The following is an 11,171-nucleotide window of genomic DNA, read 5'->3' as shown; positions in this document are numbered from 1 at the left end:
CGTCTGCCGACGGAGGGCAGCCACATGCCCGGTCTGAAGCTCTCTCCCATCACGCAAACCGAACACGCAAGCGATGTGTTCAACCTGACCCTACGAGCCACCGACTACGTGACGTTGGAGATTGGCCATGCGCCCACACACGACTTTGTCGACAGCTTCTTCACCGCCGCTCCTCCAGGGCTGACAACGGATGATTTGCTGCACTTTGCGGTCATGGAGGGGCCCGCCATGGCGGGCATTGTCTGCATTGCCCGCGGCTATGAATTCCCCAACGACTGGTGGATCGGTCTGGTGTTGCTCGACCCCGCCTTTCGAGGGCGCGGGATCGGGACTGCCACGGTTGGCCTGATCAAAGAGCATGCCACCGCCCAAGCCGTCGCCTCCCTCAAATTGTCAGTGCTGGAGGCCAATCCCCGCGCCATGCACTTCTGGATCCAGCAGGGCTTCCTGCCGCATCGCTATGCGCTTGCTACTCCCGACAGCGATGGCCACAACCGTTGGGTCCTGACCTGCGATCTTTGAGAGCGCATAATCCGCCTGTCCCTCTCACAAAGCCCACGCTGCCGCGCAATTTGCGGTATGCTCAGGACATAAGACAGGGAGAACACCATGCGACTGACAGGAAAGACAGCCATCGTCACCGGCGGGGCCTCCGGCTTTGGTGCGGGGATCGTGCGCAAGTTCACCTCCGAAGGGGCCCGGGTGATGATCGCGGATATCAACAAGAGCGCCGCCCAGGAGCTTTCAGATCAGATGGGCGATCACGCGATGGCGCAGGAGGTCGATGTCGCGGATGGCCCCTCGGTCAACGCCATGGCCCGCGCGGCGCTGGACGCCTGGGGGCACGTGGATATCCTGGTGAACAATGCAGGCGTTACACATCTGCCCACCCCTCTGGAGGAGGTCAGCGAACAAGACTTTGACCGCGTGCTCGCAGTCAACGCCAAATCCGTCTATCTGACCGCCCGCGCCTTTGTGCCCAACATGAAAACCCGGAAGGTCGGCGCGATCCTCAATATCGCCTCCACCGCCGGTGTCTCGCCACGTCCACGTCTCAATTGGTACAACGCCTCCAAGGGCTGGATGATCACGGCAACCAAGGCGATGGCCGTGGAGCTTGCGCCAAGCGGCGTGCGGGTCAATGCCCTGAACCCTGTGGCGGGCGAAACCCCGCTGCTCAAATCCTTCATGGGCGAAGACACCCCCGAAATGCGCGCCAAATTCCTCGCCACCATCCCGCTGGGCCGTTTCTCGACCCCGCAGGATCTTGGCAACGCGGCTTGCTTTCTGTGCTCGGATGAGGCTTCCATGATCACCGGCGTAGCCATGGAAGTCGACGGAGGGCGGTGCATATGAAACCCATCAACCTGGCCGAAAAGCTCGACCAGTTCACCAGCCACTGGGATCCACATGTGGTGGCCGACTACAACGACAACGAAGTGATGGTTGTCCGCTTTCAGGATGAATTCCCCTTCCATCTGCATGAGGACACCGATGATTTCTTTCTGGTGCTCGACGGCGAGATGATCATGGACCTCGAAGACACCTCCCACCCGGTCCAAACCGGTGAGCTTTTTGTGGTGCCAAAGGGCGTCACCCACCGCCCCCGCGCCGATCAGGAATGCAAAGTGCTGTTGATCGAGCCCAAAGGCGAACCCAACACCGGTGACGCCACCACCGCAGCCCCCAAACCACGCATCTGATGATGTTTCACCCTTCCAAAAATACTCAAATCAAACATGGAATGCGCCCGCAGGGCGTGCCTTTAAACAACTGCACATGATCCCCGGCCCCCGCAATCTCATCACCGATGTGCCCGGCCTGCGCGTGGGCAATGCCGAAGATCACAGCCTGAAATCCGGCTGCACGGTCGTCACCGCTGATCAGCCCTTCACCGCCTCAGCTCATGTCATGGGCGGTGCGCCTGGCACCCGCGAGACCGATCTGCTCGCGCCCGACAAATCCGTCAGCGAGATCGACGCACTGGTGCTGTCAGGCGGATCCGCCTTCGGGCTGGAGGCCGCCTCTGGCGTAGTGGACGCCCTGCGCGCTACGGGGCGCGGCTACCCCGTGGGCAGGGCCCGCGTGCCCATCGTGCCAGCCGCCATCCTGTTCGATCTGCTGAACGGCGGCGACAAAGAGTGGCACCAAAACCCCTACCCTGCGCTTGGCCGCACCGCGTTTGAGACCGCTTCTGAGGACTTCGTGTTCGGCACTGCAGGCGCGGGCACTGGCGCGCTCACCGCAATGCTGAAAGGCGGCCTCGGCTCGGCTTCGCTGCGCCTGCCAGACGGCACTACCGTCGGCGCGCTGGCCGCAGCCAATCCGCTCGGGGCCGTGACCACCCCGGGAGACCGGTATTTCTACGCAGCCCCCTTCGAGATCGATGGCGAGTTTGGCGGCCTCGGCCCGGACCCGGCGAGCGGCCTGGGGCGCGACCTCACCAGCCGCAAACACGCCGCCTTCTTCGACCGCGCCAATACAACCATCGCTGTGGTCGCCACGAACGCACACCTGACCAAACCGCAATGCCACCGCGTGGCCGTGGCCGCGCATGACGGCATCGCCCGGGCCTGCGTTCCCGCCCATACGCCCGGTGACGGAGATCTGGTCTTTGCCCTCTCCACCGGCAAATCGGCCCAAACCACACCTACGCAAGACATAAGTCTGATTGGCCATGCCGCGTCGCTCTGCCTCAGCCGCGCGATTGCCCGCGCAGTCTATGAGGCGATGCCCGCACCCGGTGATCTCTTGCCTTGCTGGAAAGATCTCAATGCCTGAACTCGCACGCCCGGGGGCCACCCTGCACTACGAGATCACGGGCAGCGGCCCACCCCTGATCCTGATCGCAGGCATGATGTCGGACAGCGCCAGTTGGGCGCCCCTCATCCCACATCTGAGCGGCGATTTCACCCTGATCTGCCCGGATAATCGCACCACCGGGCGCACAACCCCCTGGGACGCGCCCGCTTCCCCACAAATCTGGGCGGAGGACGCGCTGGCGTTGCTGGATCACCTCGGTCACGAGACTGCTCATGTGCTCGGCCACTCGCTCGGTGGCTACATCGCATGGGCGATGGCGTCACTCGCCCCGGAGCGATTGGCCGGTTGCATCATGATGGCCTCCGCTCCGCTGCACCCGGCGCGCAATGCGGCCCTGTTTCAGGCGCTGCTCGCCGTTCGCCGCTCCGACGCGTCTCCGGACAGCTGGCTGCGCCTCTTTCTGCCGTGGATCTTCACGCCTGCTACCTATCAAATGCCCGGCGCTATCGATGCGGCTATCGCACAATCGCTGGCCTATCCTTACGCCCAATCAGCAGACGCCATGGCCCATCAAATAGCCGCCGTTGCCAGCGCGGACCCGACGCTGTTCCAATCCCGCCCCGAGGTCCCGCTGCAGGCCCTACTGGGCGAGAACGACCTGTTGACCCCCCTGACGGAGGCACGGAACGCCCTGGCGGAGATGCCCGTGACGATACTTGAGGGCTGCGGGCACGCCCCCCACTGGGACGCACCGGATCAGGTGGCAGACCACTTGCGAAGCTTCATTCGAAGCCTTTAGCGCGCCTAGCTGTGCAGCGTCACTACCTTGCGGTCCTGCTGCAGGGCGGCCAATACGGTCTGTACAATACCTTCGGCGTCGACGCCTGCATCACGATACATCTCGGCAAGGGCCGCCTGATCGATGAACCGGTCCGGCAGGCAGAGCGTGCGCACCCGGCATCCGTGATCGAGCATCCCTTCGCCCGCCATCGCCTGCAGAACCATGGCACCAAAGCCGCCCTGCGCGCCCTGCTCCACAGTGAACAGGGCGGTGTGGGTCAGCGCCAACTGCCCGATCAGGTCCAGATCCAGCGGCTTGGCAAAGCGCGCATCCGCAATTGTGGCGCTGATCCCTTCAGCTTCCAGCATCGTCGCCGCCGCCTCGCATTCGCTCAGATGCGTGCCCAGCGACAAAAGCGCCACATCGCCTGTGCCCTCGCGGATCATCCGGCCTTTGCCAATCTCCAGCACCTCACCACGCTCGGGCAGCGTCACACCGGTGCCGTTGCCGCGCGGATAGCGGAAGGCAATTGGCCCGCTGTCATGCGCGGCGGCAGTTTCCACCATATGCACCAGCTCAGCTTCATCAGCGGCAGCCATTACCACCATGCCCGGCAGCGCGCCAAGATAGCCAATGTCGAAGGCACCGGCGTGCGTCGCCCCGTCGGCGCCCACCAGCCCCGCGCGGTCGATGGCGAAGCGCACTGGCAGGCCTTGCAAGGCCACGTCATGCACCACCTGGTCATAGCCGCGCTGCAGGAAGGTCGAGTAGATCGCGCAGAAAGGCTTGAGCCCGCTCGCCGCCATCCCGGCGGCAAAGGTGACCCCATGCTGCTCTGCGATGCCCACGTCGAACACGCGCGCCGGGAAGCGCTTGGCCATCCGGTCCACACCCGTTCCGCTCGGCATCGCGGCTGTCACGGCGACAATGCTCGGATCGCGCGACGCCGCCTCGGTCAGGGCATCACCGAAGACGCCGGTGTAGGACGGCGCGTTCGCCTTCGCTTTGGCCTGAACCCCGGTGTCCACGTCAAACTTGGCCACCCCGTGGTACTTGTCGGCGGAGCCTTCGGCGGGCGCATAGCCCTTGCCCTTCACCGTGCAGCAGTGGATCAGCACCGGCCCCGTCGCCCGCGTCTTAGCCGCGCGCAGCACGCTCAGCAGCTGGCCCATGTCGTGCCCATCAATCGGCCCGATATAGTCAAAGCCCAGCTCCTCGAAGAAGGTACCCTTGCTTTCCAGCCCGGTCACCATCTCGCGCGCGCGCCGCGCGCCTTCACGCACCGGCTTGGGCGCCAGTTGCTCCATCCCCTCGGCCATCGCCATCAGCCCTCCGAACGGCCCCTTCCGCGTCAGGTCGGACAGCCCGGAGAGATAGGAGGACATCGCCCCCACCGGCGGGGCAATAGACATTTCATTGTCGTTCAGGATCACGAAGAGCCGCCGCCCTTCACTTCCGGCATTGTTCATCGCCTCATAGGCCATGCCCGCGCTGATCGAGCCATCCCCGATCACCGCAATCGCATCGCCCGTGGGCTGGCCCATGTCGCGCCCCACCGTGAAACCAAGCGCCGCCGAGATCGACGTGCTGGAGTGCGCAGCCCCAAAAGGGTCAAACTCAGATTCCGACCGCTTGGTGAAACCGCTGAGCCCCCCGCCCTGCCGCAGGGTATGCATCCGGTCGCGCCGTCCGGTCAGGATCTTATGCGGATAGCACTGGTGCCCCACATCCCAGATCAGCTTATCGCGTGGCGTGTCGAAGACCGCATGGATGGCGACTGTCAGCTCGACCACACCAAGCGACGACCCAAGATGCCCGCCAGTCTGGCTGACGGCGGCCACTACCTCGCTGCGCAGCTCAGTCGCGACCCGACCGAGATCACGGTCGGACATGTGCCGCAGGTCTGCTGGGCCTGCCACCTGGTCGAGTGTCGGTGTGTCGGGTTTGGTCATGGCGCACGTCTCCGTTTGTCACGGGGCGGCCAGCTCTTGCCAAAGCCGGGGCGCCGCCCCTGGAAAAGAAAAGGCGCCGCAACCGGGATGACCCGAGTGCGACGCCAGGGTCCTGTAGCCAACAGGAAGGGAACCGGGGTGTTGAGACCCCGTGCCCGAACCCAGGAAGCCAAGGGTCCGTGCCAGGCGAGGCGGGGCGGCGCGAGGGCCGCCCGCGCCTATTCGTAAACCGGCGCCTCGGTCGTCGCGAGCTCGGGCCAGTCGGCGATTACGTTCATCCCCTGCAACGGGCGCTGATAACCCTTGTGACAGGTCTTGCAGGCCGCTTTCGGCGCATCGGCATAGATCGGGCCAAGGCGCTCGGGCGGGTACTCCGTCTCCAGCGGGATCAGATACTCCTGGTTCATCTCGATCACCATCTGCCGGCCCAGCAGCGCTGTCGCCCATTGCGGCGTGTGCTGTTCGGGGTCGTAGAAAGCGCGCGAGTTGTGGCAGAAGACACAGTTCACCCCGAGGCTGTTGGCGAAGTAGTTCATCAGCGAATAGGTCATCTCGGTCTTCTGGATCGAGGCGACCTCCTCATCGTTCGGAATGCCCTCCACACGGCTTTCCAGATCATGCACATTCACTGCTTCATAGTCGGTGAGATACACCTCCAAAGCGTTGGACGGCAGAGAGGTCGACTGGCTGATCGAGGTTGCGCGGTTCTGCACGCTCGCCCATCCGCCTGCGGCCTCATTCACCGGGGTGATGTTGAACCAGATTTCCGAAGGCACGTTTTCGCCCCGGTGACAGGTGTAGCAGTTCACACCGATCTCCTCGACCGCGTTCACGTGGCCTTCCCAGTTCTCATTGATGTTCTGGGTCATCTGGATCATGCGGCGCGCGACGACCTTGGTGTAAAGGTCATCACTGCCGTATTCCTCCAGATCCACGTCGCCGTGGCAGTAGGCACAGCCTTGCTCCGGACTGACCCACTGGGTCATGGCCGTCATCACGCGGTTGAAGTTGTCCTCAGTCAGATCGCCCAGCACTTGGACATTCTCATAGATGTCCTTGGCCAGATCCTCACCGCCTTCGGGCACGTAGGGCTCTTCGGTATAGTAGGCCTCGATCGTCGGGTCAGGCGCCGTGCGCACCACGTTGAACTCCGGCACCGACATGCCCGTGCCGCGCGGCCCCGTCTGGAGCGAGGCCGTCTGCGCCGGGTTGCCAAAGCTGATGATCATGATCGCGGCAAAGACAGCGCCACCCACCGCCCCGATCAGGATCGCCGGACCAAAGACATTGGTCGGGTTGTCCTGATTCCATTTGTCAAACCACTTGGGCAGCATGATCAGTCCTCCTGTCCGATAAAGGCTTCGTAGGAGCCGTAGTCGGCATATCCGTAGGAGCCGTCATACATCGGCGCGAAGTTGTGCTCCTGCGCCCAGATGAACCAGTTGTCCACGACTGTACCGGTGAGCAGGATGCCGATGCCGCCAGTGATGGGTGTCAGCACCGCGAACCACCAGGCCCAGCGGTGAATGCCCTCCATCGTGGCGTTGAACCCCATGGTCCAGCGCCAGAAGAGAGCGGCGCGTTCCGTGGCTGTCCCGCGATCATAGATCTGCTCCAGCTCCCGGTCGCCACCATAGCGGGTGACCGCCAGGATGGTGCCGCCGTGCATGCAGAAGAGCAGCACAGAGCCATAGAGGAACACGATGCTCAGGCAGTGGAACGGGTTGTAGTAGAGGTTGCCGTAGCGGATCGAGAACGCGGTGGTCCAATCGAGGTGTGGGAAGATACCGTAAGGCACCGCCTCCGACCACGAGCCCATCAGGACCGGGCGGAAGAGACCCAACACGAGGAACAGCCAAACGGCGGCAGCAAAGCCCCAGAAGATGTGCTTGCCCATCTTGTGCTGCTGCGCCAGCAGATAGGCCCGCAAGAGCCAGCACATGACCGAGACCAGCAGGAAGAAGCTGGCGATGATGTACCAGCCCCCTTCGTCCAGCGGCGGCATCGACAGCCCGTATTCCGGCGAGGGCGGCTCAAGGGCCAGCCAGAACAGCTGCCGGATGAACTGCGGGATCGAATAGCCGACCTGCGCCAGCATGTTGAAGCCCACGATCACGAACCAGGCGATGCCCGTGGCAAAGGCCACCAGCGTCGTCCAGCCCACATAGTAGGGGCCGACCTGCGCATTGCCGAAGAGGCCGACGAGGGTGCTGAAGAACGGCTTGCCCGCGCGTTCTTCCATCATGTTGTTGCCTTGGTCGTCCATGCCCCATTCGGGTTTGCCCTGGACTTGCACCTGCGTGAAGATGTTCTGATATTCAGGAAGCCACATGATCACATCCCTCCCACGGCGATGGGCTCACCCCAGATCGGCAGATCAAGCCACCAGTTCCACCATTCGGGCCAACCGGCGGTCCAGACCGGACCAGAGATGATGATACAGACGGCGGACCAGAGACCCGCGTTGATCGCCAGCAGATAGCCCACCCGGTGAATTCCCAGCGTGCCGACCGAATAGCCGATGAAATCGCGGAAGAAGGTGTCTTCATGATCAGGTGTCTTGGCCTCTTCGCCCTTCTCGGGGTTACAGGCCGAGAGGATCAACCCGCCATGCAGCGCCAGCGCCAGCGTGGTGGTGAAGAACAGCGTCACCGCCAGCATATGCGCCGGGTTGTAATGGAAGTGCAGATAGGCGTAGCCGGTGTTGCTGACCCAATCGAGGTGGCTGAAGATCCCGTAAGGGAACCCATGCCCCCAGGCGCCCATCAGCAGCGGGCGGAAGATCACCAGCGTCATATAGGCGATCACGGCCGCCATGAATCCGAAGGGCACGTGATAGCCCATGCCAAGCTTGCGGCAGATCTCCACCTCGCGCAGCGCCCAGGAAACGAAAGCGCCCGTCGCGCAGATCGTGATGATCTGCCACAATCCGCCTTCAAGCAGCGGCGCAAGCCCAAGCCCATAGCTCAGGTCCGGCGGCGCGATATTGATCAGCCAGGGGTTAAACGTGCCCTGCTGGCTTGCACCCCAGAAAATCAGGATCGTCCCCAGAAGGGCGAAGAAGGCCGTCGTCACTCCGAAGAAGCCCACATAGAATGGCCCCACCCAGAAGTCGAACAGATCGCCCCCGATCAGCGTCCCTCCGCGGACGCGATATTTTCTTTCGAAGCTGAGCAATGCCATCTTCTATTCTCCGCGTATGTGCGGCGCGCCAGTCCCGGGCGGGCGGGGCCCCTTGGCCCTGCCTGCCTCCAAGGCGGAGGCCGTCGTTAAATCCTTGGGTTTGCTGCGGGCGGATGGCGCACATTTGGCCGCCCGCAGCTATTCTTGGGTGTCACTCCGGCACCGGTGCGGGTTGGCCCTTGCCCGGCCAGATCCCTTACTGGGCGGATTGCGCCGCCAGTTCGAACCAGTTGAAGTGATCCGTGCTCAGCAGGACGAGGTGAATCATCGCTGCCAGCAGGAAGAGGAACACGCCCTGTGCCACAAACACACGACGCGGGTCGAAGATGAGCCAGATCTTGTAGAACTTTGCCATATCCGACTCCTCTAGAACCACGGACGCCAGATGAATGTTGCCAGATGAGCGACCACGGCAACTGCTGAAAACAGCCAGAGCCCGCTCATATAGACAGCATGCAATTCTTGCGCCTGCTCGTCAGTTAGACCTGTAAAAGACAGGTGGTTATCAGCCATAAAGATTCCTCCGGAACGTTATGCTGACGCCGCGCTCCCCGCGGCGGGGTCCTTTGGGGGTTTCCCCCCTCGGGGCTCTGTCCACCTCGCAAAAGGCGTACAGCTCTTGACCTCGACAGGCGCACACAAGCCGAGAATTCAGGTCGCAACCGGGCACGGTGCCTCCATGTTGCGAAAACGGTGTCACGCGGAAAAGATCATCGGCGTGATGATACGGGCCTGGGTCCAGGCGCGGGACATGGGCCCCTTTTCGGTGAAACTGCGCGTCCGGATCGCCGAGAGCGCCCAGGTCAGCGTCGCCAGCGGCAGCGTCGCCAGGAAGATGATCGCGAAATAGACCATGAACTCGGTGCGCACCGCCTTCCTGCTGGGCGCCTGATGCGGCGCCTCTACGGCGGCTTCCACGATGTCAGATGTCATGTCCGTCATGTCTGATCCTCCAAATCAGGGCTGGCGATGCCGGTGTCGAGCGCGCGCACGGTGTCGAGCACCACGCGGTCCGCGCCTGCGGCCAATGCCGCTTTCTCCGCCGCGTCGCGCAAGGTCTTCGCGGCTGAAATTCGTGTCAGAATGGGATGGGTCTCGACGATCTTGTCGAGCGCAGCCTGCGCATCCGCATCCCAGGGGAAATCGCGCCGCAGCGGCGTCAGCGTCGCATCTGTCGCATCCATCTCCGAGCCTAAGGGCAGGATGTGGAACAGCGCATTAAAGAGCCCGTTGCAGATCTCCTGAATGAGATAGGTCGCGCCCGCGTAGCCCATAAAGGGCGTGCCTGTGTGCCGCCGGATCGCCGCCCCCGGAAAGCTCGCCGGAATGAACGCCGGGCTTGGCCCATGCCCGCCCTTGAGCTCCGCGAGATACATCTTTTCGTTGATCGAGCCCATCACGATCAGGGGCCGCTTCTGCCCCATCAAAGCGCGCACCTCTTCGTTGTTGGTCTTCTGCCCCGCCACCCGCGCCACGGCAAAGGCACAAGGCAGCCCCATGTCATCTTCCAGGAACAGCCGGATCCCCCGCGCATAGGTCTCATTCGCCACGATGGCAAAACTCGCCGTGGCAAAGAAATCCTGCGTAACAGAACGCCAGAGATCCCAGACCGGCTTGATCGTGGAATGCTTCTCTCGCGCGATAAAAGGTTCGGGGTCGAGGCCAACCAAATTCCCCAGTGCGCGCAGGAACTTGGTCGTGCTCTCGACCCCTATCGGAGCCTGGAGATACGGCTTGGCAAGAAGCTCGCATAATCCACGCCCGAACTCGCGGTACATGCAGATGTTCACATCCGCATTCACCAAATCTCTCATTTCAGCCACATGGGCGCCCAGCGGCATCACCATGTTGACCTCGCAGCCGATCCCTTCGACCAACCGCCGGATCTCCGCCAGATCCGAGGGCATGTTGAAGGTGCCGTACATCGGCCCCAGAATGTTCACCCGGGGCTTGGCCCCCTCATCCCGCTTCTTCTCAGGCGGCATGCGCCCCTTGGTCATCCCGAACTCGGTGAAGATCCAGGTCATCGCCCGGTCCGCAGCTTCCCACTGATCCTCATCAATGGTGCGCGGCAAAAACCGCTGAATGTTGGTTCCTTGAGGCGTGACCCCGCCCCCAATCATCTCGGCAATCGAGCCCGTCACGACCACCGCAGGCAGCGCCGGGTCCAACGTGTCCCAGGCCCGCTTCATGGACTCCTCGGTCCCGGCACCCATCTCGCCCTCACCCAAACCCGTGACAACAATCGGCAACTCATGCGGCGGCAGCGCATCGGTGTAATGCAGCACGGAGGTCACCGGCAGGTTCTCGCAGCCCACCGGCCCGTCGATCACAACCTGCAATCCCTTCACGGCACAGAAGGCATAAACCGCCCCCCAATAGCCGCCTGCCCGGTCATGATCGGTCACCAGCATCAGCAGAGCCCCCTCTGCTTCTTCTGGCCAGAAATATCCCGGGGGAGCGCGCAGCGCGGGGGCCGAGCCCCCTTTTGG

Annotated in this window: 13 protein-coding genes; 5 read left to right on the top strand and 8 right to left on the bottom strand. The window is 63.0% G+C overall.

Annotated elements, in window-relative coordinates; genetic code table 11:
* The first annotated feature begins 24 nt into the window (after positions 1–24).
* The 5 genes from So717_RS06210 to So717_RS06190 all read left to right on the top strand — a co-directional run bounded on the left by So717_RS06210 (position 25) and on the right by So717_RS06190 (position 3,562).
* The gene (locus So717_RS06210) at positions 25–522 is read left to right on the top strand and encodes a GNAT family N-acetyltransferase (RefSeq protein WP_159975345.1); all 498 of its coding nucleotides are present in this window, start codon (positions 25–27) and stop codon (positions 520–522) included.
* An 87-nt stretch (positions 523–609) separates the two neighbouring features.
* Positions 610–1,356 carry an SDR family oxidoreductase gene (locus So717_RS06205; RefSeq protein ID WP_159975344.1) on the top strand — a complete coding sequence of 249 codons (747 nt, stop codon included), beginning with the start codon at positions 610–612 and terminating at the stop codon, positions 1,354–1,356.
* Positions 1,353–1,703, top strand: coding sequence for a cupin domain-containing protein (locus So717_RS06200; protein WP_159975343.1), 351 nt, complete (start codon positions 1,353–1,355; stop codon positions 1,701–1,703). Before So717_RS06205 ends, So717_RS06200 begins: the two co-directional genes overlap by 4 nt.
* Before the next feature lie 76 nt (positions 1,704–1,779).
* Positions 1,780–2,781, top strand: a complete 1,002-nt coding sequence (locus So717_RS06195; protein ID WP_159975342.1) for a P1 family peptidase — start codon at positions 1,780–1,782, stop codon at positions 2,779–2,781.
* The gene (locus So717_RS06190; RefSeq protein ID WP_159975341.1) at positions 2,774–3,562 is read left to right on the top strand and encodes an alpha/beta fold hydrolase; all 789 of its coding nucleotides are present in this window, start codon (positions 2,774–2,776) and stop codon (positions 3,560–3,562) included. The genes So717_RS06195 and So717_RS06190 overlap by 8 nt, the downstream gene beginning before the upstream one ends.
* Before the next feature lie 5 nt (positions 3,563–3,567).
* On the opposite strand, the gene dxs is transcribed toward So717_RS06190, so the two are convergent.
* The 8 genes from dxs to bchZ form a co-directional block, all read right to left on the bottom strand.
* The gene (gene dxs / locus So717_RS06185; RefSeq protein WP_159975340.1) at positions 3,568–5,496 is read right to left on the bottom strand and encodes a 1-deoxy-D-xylulose-5-phosphate synthase; all 1,929 of its coding nucleotides are present in this window, start codon (positions 5,494–5,496) and stop codon (positions 3,568–3,570) included.
* Positions 5,497–5,714: 218 nt separating this feature from the next.
* Positions 5,715–6,830, bottom strand: a complete 1,116-nt coding sequence (pufC, locus tag So717_RS06180; protein ID WP_159975339.1) for a photosynthetic reaction center cytochrome PufC — start codon at positions 6,828–6,830, stop codon at positions 5,715–5,717.
* 2 nt (positions 6,831–6,832) lie between these two features.
* Positions 6,833–7,828: a photosynthetic reaction center subunit M gene (gene pufM / locus So717_RS06175; protein ID WP_159975338.1), complete on the bottom strand. Its 996-nt coding sequence runs from the start codon at positions 7,826–7,828 to the stop codon at positions 6,833–6,835.
* Positions 7,829–7,830: 2 nt separating this feature from the next.
* Complete coding sequence (pufL, locus tag So717_RS06170) at positions 7,831–8,679, bottom strand: photosynthetic reaction center subunit L (RefSeq protein ID WP_159975337.1); 849 nt, start codon at positions 8,677–8,679, stop codon at positions 7,831–7,833.
* Positions 8,680–8,875: 196 nt separating this feature from the next.
* Complete coding sequence (gene pufA / locus So717_RS06165; RefSeq protein ID WP_159975336.1) at positions 8,876–9,034, bottom strand: light-harvesting antenna LH1, alpha subunit; 159 nt, start codon at positions 9,032–9,034, stop codon at positions 8,876–8,878.
* A gap of 11 nt (positions 9,035–9,045) precedes the next feature.
* Positions 9,046–9,192, bottom strand: a complete 147-nt coding sequence (gene pufB / locus So717_RS06160) for a light-harvesting antenna LH1, beta subunit (protein ID WP_159975335.1) — start codon at positions 9,190–9,192, stop codon at positions 9,046–9,048.
* Between the two features lie 183 nt (positions 9,193–9,375).
* The gene (gene pufQ / locus So717_RS06155; protein WP_159975334.1) at positions 9,376–9,621 is read right to left on the bottom strand and encodes a cytochrome PufQ; all 246 of its coding nucleotides are present in this window, start codon (positions 9,619–9,621) and stop codon (positions 9,376–9,378) included.
* Positions 9,618–11,093, bottom strand: coding sequence for a chlorophyllide a reductase subunit Z (gene bchZ, locus So717_RS06150; protein ID WP_159975333.1), 1,476 nt, complete (start codon positions 11,091–11,093; stop codon positions 9,618–9,620). The genes pufQ and bchZ overlap by 4 nt, the downstream gene beginning before the upstream one ends.
* Positions 11,094–11,171: the final 78 nt, after the last annotated feature.

The sequence above is a fragment of the Roseobacter cerasinus genome (assembly GCF_009811755.1).
Classification (GTDB): domain Bacteria; phylum Pseudomonadota; class Alphaproteobacteria; order Rhodobacterales; family Rhodobacteraceae; genus Roseobacter; species Roseobacter cerasinus.
The sequence above is the reverse complement of the archived record's forward strand: the minus strand, read 5'-3'. Positions and strand labels throughout refer to the sequence as shown.